The 20334-nt window shown below is 61.7% G+C and carries 18 protein-coding genes; 9 read left to right on the top strand and 9 right to left on the bottom strand.

From position 1 onward, the window contains the following. Nucleotides 1–166 precede the first annotated feature (166 nt). Together AWB72_RS20735 and AWB72_RS29485 are read right to left on the bottom strand one after the other, a co-directional pair. Nucleotides 167–1528 (bottom strand): hemolysin family protein, encoded by a 1362-nt coding sequence (locus AWB72_RS20735; protein WP_040049983.1) that lies wholly within the window; start codon nucleotides 1526–1528, stop codon nucleotides 167–169. A gap of 61 nt (nucleotides 1529–1589) precedes the next feature. Further along, entirely contained in the window at nucleotides 1590–2711 is a 1122-nt protein-coding gene (locus AWB72_RS29485) for a sensor histidine kinase (RefSeq protein ID WP_342065989.1), read from the bottom strand. Nucleotides 2712–3230: 519 nt separating this feature from the next. Here AWB72_RS29485 and AWB72_RS20720 point away from each other — a divergent pair. The 9 genes from AWB72_RS20720 (at nucleotide 3231) to AWB72_RS20675 (ending at nucleotide 13117) form a co-directional block, all read left to right on the top strand. Then, complete coding sequence (locus AWB72_RS20720) at nucleotides 3231–4283, top strand: glycosyltransferase family 2 protein (protein ID WP_040049981.1); 1053 nt, start codon at nucleotides 3231–3233, stop codon at nucleotides 4281–4283. Nucleotides 4284–4325: 42 nt separating this feature from the next. Beyond that, nucleotides 4326–5813 carry a N,N-dimethylformamidase beta subunit family domain-containing protein gene (locus AWB72_RS20715; protein ID WP_040049980.1) on the top strand — a complete coding sequence of 496 codons (1488 nt, stop codon included), beginning with the start codon at nucleotides 4326–4328 and terminating at the stop codon, nucleotides 5811–5813. A 423-nt stretch (nucleotides 5814–6236) separates the two neighbouring features. Next, nucleotides 6237–7508, top strand: a complete 1272-nt coding sequence (locus tag AWB72_RS20710; protein WP_040049979.1) for a flippase — start codon at nucleotides 6237–6239, stop codon at nucleotides 7506–7508. A gap of 259 nt (nucleotides 7509–7767) precedes the next feature. Beyond that, complete coding sequence (locus tag AWB72_RS20705; RefSeq protein WP_040049978.1) at nucleotides 7768–7947, top strand: hypothetical protein; 180 nt, start codon at nucleotides 7768–7770, stop codon at nucleotides 7945–7947. Nucleotides 7948–8407: 460 nt separating this feature from the next. Beyond that, complete coding sequence (locus AWB72_RS20695; protein WP_040049976.1) at nucleotides 8408–9568, top strand: glycosyltransferase; 1161 nt, start codon at nucleotides 8408–8410, stop codon at nucleotides 9566–9568. After that, nucleotides 9569–10648 (top strand): glycosyltransferase family 4 protein, encoded by a 1080-nt coding sequence (locus AWB72_RS20690; RefSeq protein WP_040049975.1) that lies wholly within the window; start codon nucleotides 9569–9571, stop codon nucleotides 10646–10648. Nucleotides 10649–10685: 37 nt separating this feature from the next. Beyond that, nucleotides 10686–11879 carry a glycosyltransferase gene (locus AWB72_RS20685; RefSeq protein ID WP_040049974.1) on the top strand — a complete coding sequence of 398 codons (1194 nt, stop codon included), beginning with the start codon at nucleotides 10686–10688 and terminating at the stop codon, nucleotides 11877–11879. 109 nt (nucleotides 11880–11988) lie between these two features. Next, the gene (locus tag AWB72_RS20680; RefSeq protein ID WP_040049973.1) at nucleotides 11989–12330 is read left to right on the top strand and encodes an FKBP-type peptidyl-prolyl cis-trans isomerase; all 342 of its coding nucleotides are present in this window, start codon (nucleotides 11989–11991) and stop codon (nucleotides 12328–12330) included. Between the two features lie 7 nt (nucleotides 12331–12337). Continuing rightward, on the top strand, nucleotides 12338–13117 hold the full coding sequence (locus AWB72_RS20675; protein ID WP_040049972.1) for an AraC family transcriptional regulator: 780 nt from the start codon (nucleotides 12338–12340) through the stop codon (nucleotides 13115–13117). Nucleotides 13118–13177: 60 nt separating this feature from the next. Here AWB72_RS20675 and purF read toward each other — a convergent pair whose 3' ends face one another. The 7 genes from purF to AWB72_RS20640 all read right to left on the bottom strand — a co-directional run bounded on the left by purF (nucleotide 13178) and on the right by AWB72_RS20640 (nucleotide 20329). Continuing rightward, entirely contained in the window at nucleotides 13178–14725 is a 1548-nt protein-coding gene (gene purF / locus AWB72_RS20670) for an amidophosphoribosyltransferase (RefSeq protein WP_040049971.1), read from the bottom strand. A gap of 125 nt (nucleotides 14726–14850) precedes the next feature. Beyond that, on the bottom strand, nucleotides 14851–15384 hold the full coding sequence (locus AWB72_RS20665; protein ID WP_040049970.1) for a CvpA family protein: 534 nt from the start codon (nucleotides 15382–15384) through the stop codon (nucleotides 14851–14853). A 6-nt stretch (nucleotides 15385–15390) separates the two neighbouring features. Continuing rightward, a complete protein-coding gene (locus AWB72_RS20660) occupies nucleotides 15391–16254 on the bottom strand; it encodes an SPOR domain-containing protein (protein ID WP_040049969.1) in 864 nt (287 codons plus the stop codon). Nucleotides 16255–16301: 47 nt separating this feature from the next. Further along, entirely contained in the window at nucleotides 16302–17612 is a 1311-nt protein-coding gene (gene folC / locus AWB72_RS20655; RefSeq protein ID WP_040049968.1) for a bifunctional tetrahydrofolate synthase/dihydrofolate synthase, read from the bottom strand. A gap of 78 nt (nucleotides 17613–17690) precedes the next feature. Then, on the bottom strand, nucleotides 17691–18563 hold the full coding sequence (accD, locus tag AWB72_RS20650; protein WP_040049967.1) for an acetyl-CoA carboxylase, carboxyltransferase subunit beta: 873 nt from the start codon (nucleotides 18561–18563) through the stop codon (nucleotides 17691–17693). Between the two features lie 57 nt (nucleotides 18564–18620). Continuing rightward, the gene (trpA, locus tag AWB72_RS20645) at nucleotides 18621–19424 is read right to left on the bottom strand and encodes a tryptophan synthase subunit alpha (RefSeq protein ID WP_040049966.1); all 804 of its coding nucleotides are present in this window, start codon (nucleotides 19422–19424) and stop codon (nucleotides 18621–18623) included. A 53-nt stretch (nucleotides 19425–19477) separates the two neighbouring features. Continuing rightward, nucleotides 19478–20329 (bottom strand): DNA-methyltransferase, encoded by an 852-nt coding sequence (locus AWB72_RS20640; protein ID WP_052449816.1) that lies wholly within the window; start codon nucleotides 20327–20329, stop codon nucleotides 19478–19480. Between the last annotated feature and the right edge of the window lie 5 nt (nucleotides 20330–20334).

The raw sequence follows: 20334 nt of genomic DNA, 5'->3' as shown, positions 1-20334 counted from the left end.
AGCTGAGTGCCAATCTTGTTCTACGGAGTGACCATACAGTCAGTGCTTCGGGCCCGAAAAGCTGCTTTCTTTGGTTACTTTCTTTGCAGCAGCAAAGAAAGTGACCCCCGCCCCGGGGAGGGGCGTGCTAATAGACCGACACGAAAAGAGAGAAAAGAAGAAAATTTCAGAGTTCATTTTCCAACTCCTCTTCGCGCGGATAGACGCGCACCAGTACGATCCGAGGCCCATTCATCTTCTTGACGACGATATCGAACCGGTCGAACGCAACGCGTTGCCCCTCCGACGGCAAGTCGCCCAGCGCATTGATCACCAGTCCGCCGACCGACTCAGCGCGCCCTTCATCGATATCGATACCGAGCGCACGCTCGAGCGACACCACCGGCAACGAACCCTTGCCCATCAGCGTTCCATCGTCCATGCGCGACCAGTCCGCATCGCCCTGACGGAACTCGTCGTGGATCTGCCCCACGAGCGCACCCAGCAGATTATCGAGCGTGATAAAGCCAATCGGCTTCGCGCCCTTCCTCCCGACAATCGCAAAATGCGGCGCGCCCTTGCGAAAGCGCCTGAACAGTTCCAGCGCCGACAGATTCGGCGCCACGTACTGCACCGGCCGCACATACCGCGATAACTTGTCGAGTTTCTCGCCGTCCTTACTAAAGCTGAAGCTGAACGTGCGACTCTCCGCATCACGCGCAAGCAACAAGTCCTTCAAGTGAATCATGCCGATCACACGCTCGCCCGACGCATCCGCGAACAAGGGATATCGGCTGAAGCGATGCCGCGCGATCACCGCGAGATTCTCGCGCACCGACAGATCATTGCGCAGCCCCACCAGTTCATGGCCCGGCCGCATCAGATCCGACACCGTCATGCGGCTGAAATCCAGCGAATGCGCAATGGTGTTCCACTCATCCGCGTTATACGACGATGCCCCGCCAAGGCGCCGTCCGCGCAAGATCAACTTGAGTTCGTCGGTCGAGTAAAGCGCGTCGTGACCGTGTTCACCCGACATGCCGAAGAGCCGCAACACCAGATTCGCACTGCTATTGAGCACCCAGATAAACGGGTACATCACCCAATAAAAGCCGTAAAGCGGCGTGGCAAGCCACAAGCCCACTTGTTCCGCGCGACGAATGGCCCACGACTTCGGCGCGAGTTCGCCAACGACGATATGGAGAAATGAAATGACCGAGAACGCGAAGAAGAGCGAGATGGATTCGACAAGCCTTTCCGACTCCACGCCGACCAGCGCAAAGAGCGGATGCAGCAGTGAGGCGAACGCGGGTTCGCCTATCCATCCCAACCCGAGCGATGCCAGCGTGATGCCCAACTGACATGCGGAGAGATACGCATCGAGTTGCCCGTGGACCTTGGCGAGCAAGCGGCCAGGAAGGCCATTGGTCCGCGCAATGGCCTTGACACGCGTCGCCCTGAGTTTGACGAGCCCGAATTCCGCCGCAACGAAAAACCCATTCAGGGCGACGAGCAACAATGCGCCAATCAGCGCGACAACCTGAGCCAAAGCAACTCTCTTCGAAAGTGGAAAGTGTCAGTATATGGGCGACAGGCAATCGAAAGTCAAATTACATCCCGGCAACCGCGATTCGCGCCGATAGCACCACGTCCGCGCCATCCGCAATGTTCGCGTGCTCGAACGCGCCGCCATGCGCCTCCGTCACGCGCTTGCACAGCGCAAACGCCCACGCAATGCGTCCGCCCTCGCGCGGCTCCAGCGCCTGCCGTCGCGCGAACGCTTCCAGAACATGCGGCGACGATGCATCGGTCAACGCCTTCGCCGATACCGTGAATCGCACGTCCGTGCGCCACATGTTGCCTTCGATATTGCTCGTCACCTGCACGCTGGAATCGCGCGCACTGGCTTCGGCGGCGAACGCGAACATCAGCCAGAGCATTTGCGTGAGGCGTTCGGCATCGCCTTCGACCTGTTCTTCGGCCAGCAGCGATTCGACCGTGATCGTGACACCGCGCTGCCGCGCAATGCTGCTTCGCGCAAACGTTGCGCTCTTGTCCAGCAACGGCCGCACCGCCACCGGCGCAAGCGACAACGCGAGCGCCTTCGTTTCGGCACGCGTCGTATCCACCGATTGCTCGATCAGCTTCACCTGCTGTTCCACGCCAGAGCGTATGCCAGCAAGCGCGCGCTGCGCCGCAGGGTCCTTGGCGTCGATCTTCCGTTCGAGCACGTAACCCCAGCTATGAATGGCATTGAGCGGTCCGCGCAGATCATGCGAGACAACGGACAAAACGTGGTCGCGCATGAAAAGCGATGCCTCTGCCCGCAGATGTGCAATGCGCTCCGTGTTCTCCTGCGTCGGGGACGCGCCCGCACGAGGCGAGACGATCAACGTGACGGACTCGTTCGATGGCAGCGCGAGAATGCTGAAGCTGCGCGTCGAATCGTCGTCGTCGATAGTGACTTGCGCGCGCCGGATGCCGTTGCCCGCGAGCGCCGCATCCGCGGCCTCGGCCAACGCTGCGGCAAGCGGCTTGGGCAAGGGCGTTTCCGTGAGCGCGCGGCCCGTCAGTCGTGCGGAATCGATATCGAAGATGTGAGCGAAGGCGGCATCGGCGGAAAGGCAGTGCTGGGCGGCATCGAGCACCAGCACGCCGTCGTTTCCTGCGGCAGCCGCATCGTTCTGCTGCGCGCCTCCGGGTTCGACCGCACTGGAAAAAGACGTGGTCACGGTTGTTGGTCCTTGCGTATATCGATGTTGCGGTTCATGTCGCCAAGAAGCAAAAGCATGCAGGCATAGGGCGCAACGACTGCGCCAAACGCTGCAGGCCCCGACGAGCCCATTATATGTGACCCTCCGACGCACATGCGAAGCATCGGGCCCCCGTGCCTCGCTGTAGCAAGCAACATGCAAGCCGCCACCTTCAGGCTTTTCCATTGCCTTTGAAACACCCGCTAGAAAGTCACTCGGCAGTTTTCGTTAAGCGGCAAGCGGCTCACTGGTTTTTGGCAAACACTAACGACCGCGACATACGCGGTCTTGCACACCAAGCCGATCAGGAGGCGCCAATGCATCGTGCGTCTTCGAACACTTTCTGCTTACAAATGGTTATACGCTGCTGCTCAAGATAGCGCACTGGTTGGCCGGCTCACGACACCACGGGCCGCGACGGGGAATCGCTCCGACCAGCAACGCCGCTCTCGGCCACGGTAAGTCTTCAATCAAAATTTCAACCGGTGACACGAGCCCATGACACGCGACCGCAGCGTTGCGCCGACATTGCTGTCGGTGATCATTCCGGCGTTTAACGTCGAACACTATATTGCCGCGTCGCTTCAGTCGGCACTCTCTCAGCCACGCGCTGACGAGATCGAAATAATCGTCATCGATGACGGTTCGACCGACCGCACGCTGGAACGTATTCTCGACGTTCAGCGCAACGCCCACGGCCGCAATATTCACGTCATTCATCAAGAGAACCGTGGCGTGTCCGCGGCTCGCAATCGTGCGATCGCGCTGGCGTCGTCGCCCTTCATCGGCTTTCTCGATTCCGACGACGTGTGGTCTCCGGATTTCACCGCCAAAATCCTGCCCTTGCTCGACAGGAACGTGGCGGACATCATCGAGTTCAACGTCGGCATTATCAATTCGAACGGCAAGCTCATCGACCAGCTCGAGCTGATCGATCCCGCGACGACCGGTCCGCGCACGTGCGACCTTCACGCGCTACTCGACTTTGCGCGCGTGTACCAGGTCTTTCCGGTCGCGCGCGTGTACAGGCGTGAGCTTTGGGACGGCATCGAATTTCCGGCGGGGCGCGTATATGAAGACGCCGCCGCCATTCCGCTCGTTTATGCGCGCGCGCAAACGCTTTACCGGCTTGCCGACGACCTGTACTTCTATCGCCGCCGCGCGGGCAGCATCACGACGAAGGCTACGCCTTATACGGTGATGAGTCTCACGATCTGCGCCGAAGAAACGCTCGCACGCTGTAACGGCGGCCCGCAAGATCCCTTCTGGCTTGCGATGTTTCACAAGGTCTTTGGCTATGCCTGTCATCAGGCGGCACGCGTGGATGCGAGTGCGTTTGCCGAATCGATGCGACTGGTCGAGGCGACTGCCGCGCGTTATAGCGTCTTTGCTGCGAATCGAACGGACACGCCTTCGCAGCTGCGCTTTCATACACGCATCGTGGCGGACCGGCGCTGGTTCCAAACCAAGCGCATGGTCAAGCGCGTGCTGGGCAAGGAACTTCGCGCGCCAACTCCGACACCGCGCGCCATCGCGGCGAGCAATCAATAACAAAAACGAATAACGCACAACGAATAACACAGCGAGGATGTGATGCAGATCTATCCGTTGAGACCCGGCTTCACAGCCGGCGACTGGTTCGAGCTTGCAGTGCAACCCGGGGCACGGTTTTGCATCGCGATCTATCACCAGGGCAACGATGAAGACCTGACGAGCGTGGGCGGTGTCGCCGTGCAGCCGGGCGGCAGCGTGCGCGCGGAAATGAAGAACGGCCGAATCGTTTTTCAATCGCCGGGCACTCTCCGGCCGGCCCGCTTCGATGAGGACTGGCGCTGGCCGGTCGTGAGCATCAAGCCGAATACGAGCACGCTCGTGAGCGGCGCGTATGTCGCGATTGCCTATGAAGTCGATGCAAACGGCCAGCCCTTGAACGACCTCGGGCGTCGCGCTGCTGCACACAAGCCCATTTTCGCGGGACCCCCCGATAGCGACAGCATGGCGCTCATCATCGCGCGGCCACGCAAGCCATCGGCTGCGATCGCGTACGTCGTTCCCATCAATACCTATCACGCATATAACTCGACGGGCGGCGGATGCTATTACGGCGATCCGATTCATCGCACTCAGCCGCAAACGCGAGTGAGTCTGTTGCGTCCGGGCGGCGGCCTCGGCGCACAACTCGGCGAGCCTATTGATCCTTATGATCCGCGCTCGCCGCGTCAACAGTTCACGCATTGGGACGCCAAGTTCATTCGCTGGCTGCGGACCGAAGGTATCGCATGTGATTTCTATACGGATCACGATCTGCATCGCGGTACGGATCTCAAGCTCGAGCAATATCGCTGCATGCTGAGCGTCGGACATCACGAGTACTGGAGCAAGGAAATGCGCGAGCACGTTGCGCACTTTATTGCCGATGGCGGCAACCTCGCGATATTCAGCGGCAATACTTGCTTTCGTCCCATCGATTACGCGGACGCGCCCATTAATGGCGATTACGCGTTGATGAATCGCCTCGGCGAAAAGTGGCCGGAATATGACGAGTCGGATCTCATCGGACTCTCTTATGGATATGGCGGCGGCAAATATGGCGTGTGGAAGCGACTGCGCGGCGGATGGATCAAGCGCGAGCGTGAAGCCATAGGTTTCACCGTGCGCGATGCCGACCATTGGGTCTTTGCAGGCACCGGCTTGCGCAATGGGCAAACCTTCGGTGCTGTGGACCGGTTAGTCGGCTATGAAGTCGACGGCGTGCCGCCGACACCTAACGGCTTCGTCACACTGGCCGATACCGTGAGGCTCACCGGCTGGGACATGGGCGGCATGGGTGCAATGGGCGTCTTCCAGCCGGATCGCAATGGCAGCGAGAAACAAGGCCTCGTGTTCAACGGCGGCACCACGGACTGGGCTCGCGTGCTGATGGACAAGCACGCAGAGAGCCGGCTGATCGTGGATCAGATCACGCGCAATGTGGTACGCAGGTTCATCGGCTTGCCGCCGCATCACATCGTGCGTGAAGATGCGTTCGTCGGGCACGCAAGTCAAGCCGCGCAAAAAATAATCGTCGACACAGCGGCCTGAGCGGAATGCCGAGACTGACCGCGTAGCCGCCCTGCTGCGCGGTCGCTTTACCGGAACATGCACATCGCGCGGATGACTTGCGTGTGCAAACCCACTGACCAAATCATTTTTTTCCTGTTAAATATTCGCTGCGGACGCGTCGCGTCATTTCCGGGGCCTTGTCAAGGGCGCCGTACCGATGCGCAGTCGTTCGAGCGTTGCATCGCCTTTTGCCATGCCCCTCTGCGCATCCGCTGTCAGGTCAGGACACGGACGCTTCACCCTCCTTGTCCTTGCGTCTCTGTCGTGACGAGATAACGCCGACGAAACTATTCGTCTTAGGCGTTGTCATGGAATTGCCCACCATGAAGGGCACATTTAAAAAAGCAGCATTTTTTGCGTCATCGACATCAGGGCAGCACTCAAGTCGGGAAAAACCGCTCAATGGCATCTTTTCGAAAGAACTTCACCATTCTGATGACGTTGCAGGTATCAACTTACCTTGCACCGCTTTTAACGCTGCCGTGGCTGGCACGCGTGCTTGGACCAAGCGAATATGGACGGCTTTCCTTCGCCATGGCTTTCACGGCGTACTTCATCACGCTGACCAACTACAGCTTCTCGCTTACCGCGACACCCAAGGTATCCATCAATCGCGATAACCGCGCGCTGCGGTCCCAGATGTTCTGGGAAACGATGTACGCGCAAATACTGTTATCGGTAGGCGGCTTCCTCGTGTTGCTGGCACTGACCTTTATCGTGCCGATGCTCGCGGAAAATCGCGAGCTGCTGCTCGTCGGCTTCGGCATGGCGATCGGCTCCATGCTCATTCCCACCTGGTATTTCCAGGGCGTGGAAGACCTCGGCGTCATCAGCGCAATCGTTTTTGTGGGGCGCGCGCTGAGCATTCCGGCCATGTACCTGTTCGTCCGTCACCACGACGATGTGAACAACGCGATGTGGGTCAATACACTCGTGCCGCTTCTCTCGGGCATCGCAATCTGCATCTACTTGTATTTTCGACGCGAGCTCGACTTCGTTCACGTGCCCTTCAAGACCGTCATCGACCGGCTCAAGGACGGATGGAGCGTGTTCATGGCGACATCGCTCGTCGATATCTATGCGTCCAGCAATATCGTGTTGCTGACGTTCATCGCGGGCAACGTGGCAGGCGGCTACTTCGCTGCGGGCGACAAGCTCATCCGCGCGGCGCTCAACATGCTGCGGCCGCTCAAGACCGCCGCGTATCCGCGTGTGAGCTTTTTGATGCACCATGCACGCGATGATGCATTCGCCTTCTTGCGCAAGATGTTCGTGGTGCAAGGCGCGATCGTTTCCGTCATCTCCGTTTGTATTTTCTTCGGCGCGCCGCTCGCGGTGAAGCTGCTTTACGGCCCGCAGTTCGGACCGACGGTAGATGTGCTGCGGTGGATGGCCTTCGTTCCGCTGATGTCCGGCCTGGCCGATCTCTTCGGCGTTCAGACCATGCTTCCGCTCGGCATGAAATCCCACTTCAGCCGTGTGCTGATTGGCTCGGCGATACTCAACTTCGCTTTACTCGCCGTCCTCGCGACGCTGTTCCACGAGCAAGGCGCAGCGGCAACGGTTCTGATTGTCGAAACGGCAATCGCGGCTGCAATGGCCTTCACGCTGCATCTCGAAGGCGTGCCCTTGCTCAAGCGCACGCGCCCCATGACGGAAAGCGCCGGTTCGTGACGCTGGCGCGTTTCGTGCTCTTTCGTCTGAATGCGTCTCTTTGAGACGCATCTTTCCCTTTCGCCGCCCCTGCATGGTGCGGAACGCACGTGCATAAACACCTCGACACTGCCTGCTGACGGCGCTTCGGCAGCGGGCAGCGCATGCCTGACTGCGCCGCTACTCCAGAAGTTGCAGTCGTGTATGTGTGGTGGCGCACGGACGGACCACGGTTAGGGGTTTATGGTACTTAGTGAGAATACTTATTGTGAGCGGTGGTATGAAATCAGACGACCTTTCGTTCGAACGCGTACAGAAGCTGGTTGAGCGTGCGGAGAACCTGCGCATGCAATCGGCTGCCATTCCGGTCAAGGACTTGAGGGTGCTGCTCGAAGTCTGCGAGATCGCCTTCTCCCAACAGCCATTGGCTGATATCAAGATCCAGCCCGAGGTCAATTGACCTTATCAGCACGACATGCACTTAAGCCGAATCGCGCGTTGCATCGAAAAGATGCATCGCCAAACGATTCACGCTTGAGCGCAGGTCTCGTTCGACTCAATCCGTGCATTGGAGAAGCGTCGACGCCTTGGAGCGCGACGCTTGATCTCGCGCCGGGCGAGTCCGTCATCGAGTCGAACTGGCTGCTCATTGCGGCCGTTCATGGCGGCTGCATTCATCGATCGGCATTCAGCGTGAACAGGTTCAGCGAGTGATCTGAAACTCACTCGCTTAGTGATGCTTCGCTTTTGCCTGTAGCGCCTTGTGTTTTCCTTTCAACGTGTACTCGCGCACAGTTCCCTGTTGCATGGCCCCGGGGATATGTGTGCTACCAACTATAGATAAGACGTGGCGACTTATATTCTCCATTGCGAGTGCGACGGGGTGCTCGGCAGTTCGCGAAGAAGAAAAAGAGTCCAACATGAAAGAGATCGTCCACATTTCCGAGGCGTTCGGCGGCGGGGTGCTGTCCATGCTGACGCAACTGTCGAATCGGGCAGCGGCAGCTGGATTCGGTGTGACGATCCTTCATTCGATACGCCCCGAAACACCCGTCAACTTCGCAAGGCTCTTTCATCCCGCCATCAATCTCGTTCACGTGAACATGCACCGTGACGTCCATCCGGCGAAGGACTGGACCGGTGTGTGGACTCTGGTCCGCGCGCTTCGCCAGTGCGAGCCTTCCGTCGTGCATCTTCATTCGTCGAAGGCAGGCGTGCTCGGCCGTGCTGCCGCGCGCATCGCGGCCCCTAACGCGCGCGTGTTTTATTCGCCGCATGGCCTCGCCTTCCTGCGCCGCGATGTCGCCCCGGCCAGGCAGCTCGCTTATCTCAGCTTCGAGCGCATTGCTGCGCGCATGGGCGGCACGATCGTCGCGTGCTCGGCCAGCGAACTGCAGGAGATTGAAAGCAGGATCGACCCGCCAAGCGCATTGCTGATCGAGAACGGCGTGAACGTGGCGGAGATTCCGCCGCGCATCGAGAAAGTCGATGGCGATATCGTGATCGGCATGAGCGGACGCGCGTCGTACCAGAAGAATCACGAAGCCTTCGCTGAGCTTGCCATTAGATTTCAAGCGCCGTCAGTGAGTTTTTTATGGATCGGCGGAAACGCGGATGAATTGCCGAGCCACGCGAAGCAGGCCGTGACATGCAGCGGATGGGTCACGCGCGATCGCGCGCTTGAACTCACTTCGAAGCTCGATGTCTACGTGCAGACGTCGCGTTGGGAAGGCATGCCGATCGCGCTCATCGAAGCGCAGGTCGCCGGCGTTCCCGCCGTGGTCACCGATGTCGTCGGCAACCGTGACGTCGTTCGGCATGGCGTGACGGGCTTCGTTGCAAAGAACATCGAAGAGATGAGGACGTACATTACGCGCCTGCGTGACGACCCCGCATTGCGCGCACGCATGGGCGCGGCTGCCAGGCAATCCGCGAGCACGCGCTTTTCGATGGATTCGATCTTCCGTCAGTGGCTTTCGATCTACGAGTTCGGAGCGGAAAAGCATGTGCGCGAACCACTGGCGCCGAGCGAAGTCGCATCGTATGAAACCGCCCCGACTCACAGATTTGAAGCGAAATAAATGGACACCTCTCTCGCCACGAGCAAGCTCGTCTACAACGGGCGATTCACGAGCCAGAAGACGACCGGCGTGCAACGCGTTGCGCGCGAACTCGTCGCTGCGCTCGTGAAGCTGCCGGAAGGTGCGCATGTGACGCTTGCCGTGCCGCCGCAGCCGGGCCTCACGCCGGTCGATGGCGTGCCGACCGTCAAGCTCGGTTTCGGCAAAGGCGTGCTGTGGGAGCAACTCGTGTTGCCGCTGTTCGCGGGACGATCGCGCATCGTGAATCTCAGCAATTCAGGCTCGATCTTTCGTTCCAATCAGATCATCTACATGCACGACGCCGCGGTCTTCGACACGCCCGCGCATTTCTCGTGGAAGTTCCGCATGTGGTATCGCGTGATGTTCTGGATACTCGCGCGCACGTCGAGCTGCGTACTGACGAACTCGAAGTTCTCGCGCGACCGGCTTGCGCATCATGTCGGCGTGAAGCCGGAGCGCATCGGTGTCGTGCCGCTTGCCGCGGACCACCTGGATCAGGTTGCGCCGGATTTATCGGTAATTGCGGAATTAAAACTCACGCCGAATCGTTACGTCCTCGCAGTAAGTAGCATGAACCCGACGAAGAACTTCGAGCGTCTCGTCGAAGCATTCATTCGTCTGAACGATGCCTCTATCGACCTTGTTATAGTCGGTATGAAGAATGCCGCGATCTTCGGCAAGTCACAGGATTTGTCGAGCGCGCCAAATATCAAGGAAGCAGGTTATGTCAGCGACGAAAAGCTCAAGGCGCTGTACCAACATGCAGCGTGCTTTCTTTATCCGTCCATCTACGAAGGCTTTGGCATACCTCCTCTGGAGGCAATGCGAAACGGATGTCCCACGCTCGTGGGACGCGCGGCCGCGTTGCCGGAAGCATGCGGCGATGCGTCCATCTATTGCGATCCGTTATCGGTCGAAGACATTGCAACAAAGCTGCGAGATTTGCTCGATTCGCCTACGCTTAGCGAAGACCTCAGGCAACGCGGGCTCGCGCACGCGGAGCGTTATCGCTGGACGGAAAGCGCACGTCTATTGATGCATTTCATCAACATGCAGTGAAGACGCGCAAGGCGCGCGCTGTTAGTGGAGGAAGCCGGTGAATATTGGAATCTATTGCGACTCGGGCATCAACGGTGGGCATGAAGAGATGCTCAAGCGATTCATGCTCGCGCTCGTGACGAGCGGAAACATAGAAACGCTGCATATCCTGGTGTCGAAGAGCAATGCGCCATTGCATCGCTATGTGAGCGAGCTGGCTCGGCATCATGCGAAGGTGCGCGTCGTGAGCCTTTCGTACACCGCGGAATCCATTCGCGGCGATCTCTTCGCGCTCTTCCGCGCGATCCGCACGACCGCCGCCACGCTGCGCACGTTGCACCTCTCCAAACTGCTGATCGCGCAGGGCACGATCGTTTCCGCGCTTGCGGGTCTGCTTGCCGCGCGCTATGCACACGTGCGCACGATCAGCTACCTGCCGCTCGTCGATGACGGCCCGGCAAACAACGGCACGACCGAGAAGGTCAAATGGCTCGCCAAGCGCGTGCTGTATCGCATGCCGGATGAATACGTGACGCTCAACGATCATCTGCGCGGCAAGCTGCGCGCGCTGGCGCCGAACGCGCGCACGATGATTCTCGAGAACTATGTCGATGACCGCTTCAGCCGTTCGATGCTCACCAAGTCCGCGGCGCGCGCACAGCTCGGCCTGCCCGACGACGGGACCACGATCATCGCGCATATCGGGCGGATCAATTTCAAGCAGAAGCGGCAGGACTTTCTGCTCGAATCCATCGAGCGCCATCCGGAGGCATTCAAGCGCGCGATCGTCTTGATCGTCGGCGAAGGCGCGGATTCGGCGCGGCTCGCCGCCATGGTCGATGCCAGCCCGACGTTGACGGCCTGCGTGCGGATCGTGGGTCCGAAGAGCGACGTGCTGCCGTATATCGTTGCAAGCGACACGCTCGTGCTGCCGTCCGCGTTCGAAGGCGTGCCGCTCGTGATGATCGAAGCGGTGCTCGCGGAACGGCCGATCGTCATGTCGCACATCTGCGGCCTCGAATCGTACTTGCCGGACGCGCTGCTTTTCCCCGCCGGCGATCACGATGCATTCGTCGAGCGCATCTTCACCGCGCGCAACGTGCCGATGACCGGACTCACGAACGACTTCCGCCGCCGCTTCTCGCGCGAAGTATTCGACGCACAGGCGCAGAACGTGATGCTGTCCACGACGCCATCGCGCGGCGCGTTCGATCCGGCATCGCCCAAGCATTCGGATTTGCTCGCGAAATAGGCCGGACCGTTCTCCGGGGCGCTTCTCACGCCCCGACTCGCTCCCCCGCTCCGTTCTACAATGCTGGTTTCGACCAGCGGCATAAGAGCCGTGCAACCAGGGAGCAAACATGTCGACAGTCACGACCGATTCCGGTCTCAAGTATGAAGACGTCACCGTCGGCGAAGGCGCCGAAGCCGTCGCGGGCAAGACGGTCAGCGTGCATTACACGGGCTGGCTGACCGACGGCCAGAAGTTCGATTCGAGCAAGGACCGCAACGATCCGTTCGCCTTCGTGCTCGGCGGCGGCATGGTCATCAAGGGCTGGGACGAAGGCGTGCAAGGCATGAAAGTCGGCGGCGTGCGCCGTCTGACCATTCCGCCGCAACTCGGCTACGGCGCGCGCGGCGCGGGCGGCGTGATTCCGCCGAACGCCACGCTCGTGTTCGAAGTGGAACTGCTCGACGTCTGAGATCGCGATGAGCGCGCCGCTCGGCCTTTCCACGCCCACGGTCTCGCTGCGCCGCTATGAAGCGGTGCAGGCATCGGACGAGCACGACTTCCATCAGATCGTGCTCGGCTTCGATGGCGCAATGGGCATGGCGGTCGACGGCAACGAATCGCAGATCGATCGGCATCGCGCGTGGATCATTCCGGCGGGCGCGCGTCACGAGTATTGGGCCGAGGGCGTGAATCGCCAGCTCGTGCTCGATCTGCCGGCGTCGTCGGTGGCGGTGCCGGCGCGCTTCTTCGAACGCGCTCGCACCATCGAGCTCGATGCGCAGCTCACGCAGCTCGTCGCGAACGTCGCGGTGAACGCGAGCGTGGAAGCCGCCGCGATGCCGCGACGCTTCGGCTGGCAAGCGGCCACGCATCTGTGCGGCGCGTTGATGGCCGATGCCGGCGCGTCGCTGATCGGCGAAACGCGCGGCCTCGACTTTGCCCGCATCGACCGATGGCTGCGCACGCATCTTTCCGAGCCGCTGCGTGTAGCCGATCTCGCCGCGCATTGCGGCTTCGGCATGCGGCGCTTTCATCAGTTGTTCAACGAAGCGTTCGGCGAGACGCCGCATCGCTATCTGCATCGCTTGCGGCTCGATACGGCGCTCACCCTGCTTGCTGATCCGCGCGCCTCGCTCACGGGCATTGCGCTCGATGTCGGTTTCGCCGATCAGAGCGCGTTCACGCATGCGTTCTCGAAACGCTTCGGCATCGCGCCGGGACAATGGCGCAGTAGCGGGCTGCAACGCGGGCAATAAACGCAAAAAAGCCCGCTCGTCGAATCGACCGAGCGGGCTTCTTCAAACCAGCATGAAGGCTTAATCCACCGACAGTTGCAGATGCAATTGCGAACGCGCGGGACCGCCCTCGAGCGCGTCGCCCGCGATGTCGCGGTCCGTCTGCTCTTGCGGCGCGAGACGCGCGGTTTCGATGCGATCGAGATAATCCGTGGTCACATCGCCGGTAATGTAGTTACCGTCGAAGCACGATGCCTCGAAATCCTCCAGCGCCGGATTGATATCGCGCACCGCGCTCTTCAGATCCTCGACGTCCTGATACACGAGATAATCCGCGCCGATCATGCGCGCCACTTCGTCGTCGCTGCGGCCATGCGCGACGAGTTCGCCACGCGTCGGCATGTCGATGCCGTACACGTTCGGGAACTTCACCGGCGGCGCGGCGGACGCGAAGATGACCTTGTTCGCGCCGGCGTCGCGGGCCATTTGCACGATTTCATGCGATGTCGTGCCGCGCACGATGGAATCGTCGACGATCAGCACGTTCTTGCCCTTGAACTCGATGCCCATCGCGTTCAGCTTCTGGCGCACGGATTTCTTGCGCACCGCCTGGCCCGGCATGATGAACGTGCGGCCGACATAGCGATTCTTGAAGAAGCCTTCGCGATACTCGACGCCGAGCTTCGCGGCCACCTGCATCGCGGCGGGGCGCGACGAATCGGGAATGGGCATCACGACGTCGATCGGCACGTCGGGCAGCACGCGCTTGATCTTCTCGGCGAGGTAGTCGCCCATGCGCAGACGCGCGTTGTAGACCGGCACGCCGTCGAGGCACGAATCCGGACGGGCCAGATAAACCAGTTCGAAAATGCAGGGCTTGAGCACCGGCTTCTCGGCGCACTGGTGGCTATGCAGATTGCCTTCCGCGTCGATAAAAATCGCTTCGCCCGGTTCGACGTCGCGCACGAATTCGAAGCCGATTCCTTCGATCGCCACCGATTCCGACGCAACCATCCACTCGACGCCCGTCGACGTTTCCAGCTTGCCGAGCACCAGCGGGCGAATGCCGAACGGATCGCGGAACGCGACGAGCCCGTAACCGGCGATCAGCGAAACGATCGCATACGAACCCTTCACGCGGCGATGCACGCCCGCGACCGCCTTCCACAGCGCGGCGGCGTCGAGCTGGAGGCCCGAGCTTGCGAGTTGTAGTTCGTGCGCGAAGACGTTGAGCAGCACTTCCGTGTCGGACGCGGTGTTGATGTGCCGGCGATCGATCCGGAACATCTCGTCCTTCAACTGCATCCAGTTCGTCAGATTGCCGTTGTGCGCGAGGATGATGCCGAACGGCGCGTTGACGTAGAACGGCTGCGCTTCTTCCTCGTTCGACGCGGAACCGGCCGTCGGATAACGCACTTGCCCGATGCCGACGTTGCCCGGCAGGCTGCGCATGTTGCGCGTGCGGAACACGTCGCGCACCATGCCGTTGGCCTTGTGCATGTGGAAGTTGTTGCCGTTGGCCGTGGCGATGCCCGCCGCGTCCTGACCGCGATGCTGCAGGAGCAGCAGGCTGTCATAGATGACCTGATTGACAGGGCTTTGGGAAACTACACCTACGATGCCGCACATGGCATGGTCCTTCAAAGAGTCGAAACGGGGTCGAAAGGCGTGCAGCCAGCGCGCTGCCTCGGTTCGTGGAGCCGAACCGAAAGACGCAGCCTGGCGTCGCGTTCCTCGTGTAGCCTGCCGTTCGTCTATTGTGCGGCGTTTCGCGCCGGATCGCCCGAGTCGGGGGCGACGTGCACATACGCGGCGAGCGTATCGGGAAGCAGCGGTTTCAGTTCGCGCACGCCCTGCTCGACCGTCGGCCTGAGCAGCGCATTGCGCCAAAATTCTTTTTGCGGCAATTCGGTCAAGCCGGCAAGGGCGACCAGAATCACCACTAATATCACGCCTCTGGCGAGACCGAACAGCAAGCCGAGCGAGCGGTCCACGCCGCGCAGGCCGGTGACTTCGGTGATGCGCGTCAACAGCGCCGACAGCACGCTCGACAGCAGCAGCACCGCGCCGACCACCAGCAGAAACGCGATCAGCCATTGCGTCAGCGCGCCGCCCGGCCATGTCGCCGGAATGTACGGCGCGACGACGCCCACGAAGCGGCCCGCGATCAGAATGGCGGCGATCCAGCCGACCAGCCCGAATGCCTCGGCGAGCAGTCCGCGCCACATGCCGCGCAGCGCGGACAGACCGATCACGGCCATTACCGCATAGTCGTAGCTCGTGAACATCGGCGCTTAGTTCGACGCCGGCCGCTTGCCGCCGGCGAGTCCCGCCTGGCGCACCTTCACGAGCGCAGCCGAAGCCGACGCGCGATCCGGGAACGGTCCGGCGCGCAGCAGCGCGCGCGATGAGCCGTCGGACTGCTGGCGATGTTCGACATATGCGGGCACACCCGCGGCTTTCAACTTGGCGACCCAGTTCTGCGCGGCGGTTTCGTCGTCGAACGTGCCGATTTGCAGCACGAAGCGGCTGCCTGCGGGCGACGACGGCGTATTCGCAGCAGTCGATGTCGTGTTGGCGTTGCTGTTCGTCTCGGGCGCGGCGTCGGTGGCTTGTGGTTTGGCGGCAGGCTTGGCTGCGACCGTCGGCTTGTTCTCCGGCTTGCTTTCCGGCTTGGCCTCGGGCTTCGCTTCCGGCCTGGCCTGCGCCACTGCGGCCGGCGCCGAGGCTTGCGTCTGCTGCGGCTGTGTAACGCCAGCAGCCGCGGCGCCTGGCGCGGATGCCGCAGCCGGACCGTCATGCGCGACGCCGGCTTGCGTATCGGCGTCCGCGTCGCGCGATTGCTTCGCAGCGGGCGCGGCGCGATTGGGAATATCGATGGAAATGTCGTCGGTGACGGGCTTCGGGCGCGAATCCAGCACCATCGGCAGCACGATGACCGCCGCCAGCACCAGCGCGATCGCGCCGACCAGCCTGCGTCGCGCGCGCTGCTTCTCGGGCAAGGTGGGGTCGAGCATCATCGCGTCGGCGTCCGTGCGCTCGGAGCGGCGCGTGCGGCGTTCCGTCCGCACGGTTTGACGCGAGCCGCGCGGGGAATCGGAGTATGCGTCGCTCGCCGCGCGTGCGTCGTCTTTCTTGCCGAACGAGAAAAGTCCCATGTATGGCTTGGTGCGTGAAACGTGGACGCCCGACGTGGCCAGCCGTCTCAGTGATGCTGCGATTTGCGGTAAGCCATGACGCCAGCTACCGTATAGAAACTACCGAAAACCACGATTCTATCATTTTCGGACGCTCGGCTTAACGCGTCTCGAAAAGCGTCGGCCGGGTTCTCAAAGCGTGCAACGCTGCTGTCGGGACCTTCGTTGACACCGGCTTCGCGCAGCACCGCATCGAGCCGTTCCGCCGATGCCGCGCGCGGCGTCGGCAGCGCGGTCACGTTCCAGTGATCGATTTCGCCGCGAAGCTGGTGCACGACGCCATCGATATCCTTGTCGTTCATCGCGCCGAACACCGCGTACGTGTACGGAAAGTAGCCCATGTTGCCCAGATTCTGCGCGAGCACGGCGGCGGCGTGCGGGTTATGCGCGACATCGAGAATGATTTGCGGCTTGCCCGGCAGCACCTGGAAGCGGCCCGGCAATTCGACGTTCGCGAGTCCGAGGCGAATGTCCTGTGCCGACACCGGCAGCCGGTCGCGCAGCGCTTCCAGCGCGGCCAGCGCCGCCGACGTGTTGATCAGCTGATTCGCCCCGCGCAGCGCCGGATACGCGAGCGCCGAACGCCGCTGAGTGCGCCCGATGTAGCTCCATTGCTGACGCTCGTTGCCCGGCTGCGCTTCGTAACGAAAATCGCGGCCGACGAGCCACAGATCCGCGCCGATCGCCTCGGCGTGATCGATCAGCGTTTGCGGCGGCGATGGATCGCCGCATACCGCAGGCTTCCCCGCGCGGAAAATGCCCGCCTTCTCGAACGCGATCTTCTCGCGCGTATCGCCGAGATAGTCCGTATGGTCGATGTCGATGCTCGTGATGACCGCGCAATCCGTATCGACGATATTCACGGCGTCCAGCCGACCGCCGAGACCGACTTCGAGAATCACCGCGTCCAGCCCGCGCGAGGCGAACAGATGCAGGATCGCGAGCGTCGTGAACTCGAAATAGGTCAGCGAGACCGGCTCCGGCAGACTTGCGCGCGCCTTTTCGACGGCCTCGAAATGCTCGAGCAGGTCGGCGTCGGTGGCGTCGGCGCCGTCGATGCGCGCCCGCTCATTGAACGCGAGCAGATGCGGCGACGTGTGACAGCCCACGCGATACCCCGCGCGCAGCAGGATGGTTTCGAGGATCGCGCAGGTCGAGCCCTTGCCGTTCGTGCCGCCGACGGTGATGACGGGGCAATCGAACGTCAGCCCGAGCGCGTCCTTCACGCGGCCGATGCGCGTCAGACCCATGTCGATGCCGACCGGATGCGCCGCTTCCAGATGGGCGAGCCACGCGTCGAGTGTGGGGAATGTGTTCATTTTCGAGATCGGGAAAGCAAAAGCGCCGCGCGGAACCTCGCGGGTTCACGCGCGGCGCGGCGCTGAACAGAGACGGCCTCAGGCGACGGAGTCGGCGGGCTGTCGCGTCATCAACGCCATCAACTGGGCGAGTTCTTCGCGCATCTTCCGGCGATCGACGATCATGTCGACCGCGCCCTTCGTCAGCAGGAATTCCGCGCGCTGGAAGCCTTCCGGCAGCTTTTCGCGCACCGTCTGCTCGATCACGCGCGGACCCGCAAAGCCGATCAGCGCCTTCGGCTCGGCGATCACGACGTCGCCCAGGAACGCGAAGCTCGCGGACACGCCGCCCATCGTCGGATCGGTCAACACGGAAATGAACGGCAGTTTCGCTTCGGACAGCTTCGTCAGGAGCGCGGTGGTCTTCGCCATCTGCATCAGCGAAAGCAGGCTTTCCTGCATACGCGCGCCGCCCGACGCCGTGAAGCAGATGAACGGCACGTTCTGCTCGATCGCGTTACGCGCGCCGCGCACGAAGCGCTCGCCGACGACCGAGCCCATCGAGCCGCCCATGAACGAAAACTCGAAGCACGCGACCACGCACGGCAGCGTGTGGATCGCGCCGCCCATGACGACCATCGCGTCGGTTTCGTCGGTGTCTTCCATCGCCTCTTTCAGGCGATCCGGATACTTGCGGCTGTCCTTGAACTTGAGCGCGTCGACCGGCACGACTTCCTGGCCGATTTCATAGCGGCCTTCCGGGTCGAGCAGGCGGTCGAGCCGCTCCCGCGCGCCAATGCGCATGTGATGGCTGCACTTCGGGCAAACATGCAGATTCGCCTCGACGTCGTTGCGATACAGCACCGCCTCGCACGCCGGACACTTCACCCACAGGCCTTCGGGAATGCCCTTGCGACTTTTGGGATCGGTTTGTTTGATCTTGGGCGGCAGCAGTTTGTCGAGCCAGCTCATCGTTTTTCCTTGACTGTTCGGGGGCCGCGCGCGATTCACGCGGCGCGGCGGCGAAGTTTATTTGGCGGAGTCGAGCGCCGTGCGGATATCCGCGATGAAGCTCGTGAGCGACGCGGCCGCGGTCTCGGGCGGCGCCTCTTCGAGCAACTGCACGAGCCGGCTGCCGATCACCACGGCATCCGCGACTTCGGCCACGGCGCGGGCGGTCTGGGCGTCGCGGATGCCGAAACCGACGCCAACCGGCAGCGGCACATGCGACTTGATGGCCGGGATTTTACTCGCGATGCGCGAAACGTCCAGATTTGCCGCGCCGGTCACGCCCGTGAGCGACACGTAGTAGACGTAGCCGCTTGCGATTTTTCCGACCGCCGCGATGCGCTCGTCCGTCGACGTGGGCGCGAGCAGGAAGATCGGATCGATGTCCGACGCGCGCATCGTCGCGCTGAACGCTTCGGATTCCTCGGGCGGGTAATCGACGACCAGCACGCCGTCGACGCCCGCCTGCTTCGCGGCCTGCGCGAACGCTTCGGCGCCCATGCGCTCGATCGGATTCGCGTAGCCCATCAGGACGACGGGCGTTTTGTCGTCGGTTTCGCGAAAGCGCGCGACATCCGCGAGCACGCGCTTCAGCGTGACGCCGCGCGCGAGTGCGCGTTCGGACGAACGCTGGATGACGGGGCCGTCGGCCATCGGGTCGGAAAACGGCACGCCCAGTTCGATGACGTCCGCGCCGCCCTTGGCGAGCGCGTGCATGAACTCGACGGTCTGTTCCGGGTTCGGATCGCCGGCGGTGATGAACGGGATCAGCCCTTTTTTGCCTTGCGCGGCGAGCGCCGCGAGCGTGTTTTTGATACGGGACATGGAAATTCTCGTAGTCGTATTCGGTAGGCGTCGACGAGACGCAATCAGCGACGCTATTGAGCGGCTTGCGCTTCGGCGGCAATCGGAACGCTGGCGGACTTGACGGGCGTCTCACGCGAGCGCGCAAGGCGGCTTTCCGCGATCGCGCAGTAATCCGCGTTGATTTCGTAACCCGTGAAAAGCCGTCCGTGGCGCGCGCAGGCAACTGCCGTCGTGCCGCTGCCCATGAACGGATCGAGCACGCGGCCGCCCGGCGGACAACTCGCCTGCACCATGCGCTCGATGATTTCCAGCGGCTTTTGCGTCGGATGATCGACGCGCTCCGCGTGCTGCCGATGCAACCGCGACACCGACCAGACATCCTTCGGGTTGTAGCCCATCTCCAGCCACTTGCTGCCTTCGAAAATCTTGCGCGAGCGCGCCTTTTTCGTCGCTGCGTCGTAAGGGATGCGCACCGGATCGAGATCGAAGTAGTAATCCCTCGATACCGCGAAATAGCCGATGTTGTCGTGTACCGATGTGTATTTACGCGTCGTTCCGCCCATGCTCGGCACGCGCCGGTCCCAGACGATCTCGTTGATCATCATCATCCGGCGCTTCAGGAACACGAACAGTTCGGGCGAGTATTGCCACGTACAGAACAGGTACAACGAACCGCTCTTCTTGAGCTTCGGGATCGCCATGTCGAGCCAGCGATACGTCCACTCCAGAAAGGCGACGCCCGACAGCATGTCCGAGTCGTTCCCGTAGTCCTTGCCCAATCCGTACGGCGGATCGGCGACGATCAGATCGATCGACTCGTCAGGAATATTCGCGGCATCGGCCAGGAAATCGCGGTTGCGAATGTCGATGCCGGCGCCCTGCAGCGCGCCGGCGGACATCGGTTCGTCAATGACAGTGCGCATCTGCG

This window comes from Caballeronia concitans (genome assembly GCF_001544615.1).
In the GTDB taxonomy this organism is placed as follows: domain Bacteria; phylum Pseudomonadota; class Gammaproteobacteria; order Burkholderiales; family Burkholderiaceae; genus Caballeronia; species Caballeronia concitans.
Note: the sequence above shows the minus strand (reverse complement) of the source record. Positions and strands in the feature narration are given on the sequence as shown.

What these genes read in the sequence shown, in the direction of transcription:
- AWB72_RS20720 (WP_040049981.1), top strand. Translation starts at nt 3,231, where the DNA reads ATGACACGCGACCGCAGCGTTGCGCCGACATTGCTGTCGGTGATCATT.
- AWB72_RS20715 (WP_040049980.1), top strand. Translation starts at nt 4,326, where the DNA reads ATGCAGATCTATCCGTTGAGACCCGGCTTCACAGCCGGCGACTGGTTC.
- AWB72_RS20710 (WP_040049979.1), top strand. Translation starts at nt 6,237, where the DNA reads ATGGCATCTTTTCGAAAGAACTTCACCATTCTGATGACGTTGCAGGTA.
- AWB72_RS20705 (WP_040049978.1), top strand. Translation starts at nt 7,768, where the DNA reads ATGAAATCAGACGACCTTTCGTTCGAACGCGTACAGAAGCTGGTTGAG.
- AWB72_RS20695 (WP_040049976.1), top strand. Translation starts at nt 8,408, where the DNA reads ATGAAAGAGATCGTCCACATTTCCGAGGCGTTCGGCGGCGGGGTGCTG.
- AWB72_RS20690 (WP_040049975.1), top strand. Translation starts at nt 9,569, where the DNA reads ATGGACACCTCTCTCGCCACGAGCAAGCTCGTCTACAACGGGCGATTC.
- AWB72_RS20680 (WP_040049973.1), top strand. Translation starts at nt 11,989, where the DNA reads ATGTCGACAGTCACGACCGATTCCGGTCTCAAGTATGAAGACGTCACC.
- AWB72_RS20675 (WP_040049972.1), top strand. Translation starts at nt 12,338, where the DNA reads ATGAGCGCGCCGCTCGGCCTTTCCACGCCCACGGTCTCGCTGCGCCGC.
- purF (WP_040049971.1), bottom strand. Translation starts at nt 14,725, where the DNA reads ATGTGCGGCATCGTAGGTGTAGTTTCCCAAAGCCCTGTCAATCAGGTC.
- AWB72_RS20665 (WP_040049970.1), bottom strand. Translation starts at nt 15,384, where the DNA reads ATGTTCACGAGCTACGACTATGCGGTAATGGCCGTGATCGGTCTGTCC.
- AWB72_RS20660 (WP_040049969.1), bottom strand. Translation starts at nt 16,254, where the DNA reads ATGGGACTTTTCTCGTTCGGCAAGAAAGACGACGCACGCGCGGCGAGC.
- folC (WP_040049968.1), bottom strand. Translation starts at nt 17,612, where the DNA reads ATGAACACATTCCCCACACTCGACGCGTGGCTCGCCCATCTGGAAGCG.
- accD (WP_040049967.1), bottom strand. Translation starts at nt 18,563, where the DNA reads ATGAGCTGGCTCGACAAACTGCTGCCGCCCAAGATCAAACAAACCGAT.
- trpA (WP_040049966.1), bottom strand. Translation starts at nt 19,424, where the DNA reads ATGTCCCGTATCAAAAACACGCTCGCGGCGCTCGCCGCGCAAGGCAAA.
- AWB72_RS20640 (WP_052449816.1), bottom strand. Translation starts at nt 20,329, where the DNA reads ATGCGCACTGTCATTGACGAACCGATGTCCGCCGGCGCGCTGCAGGGC.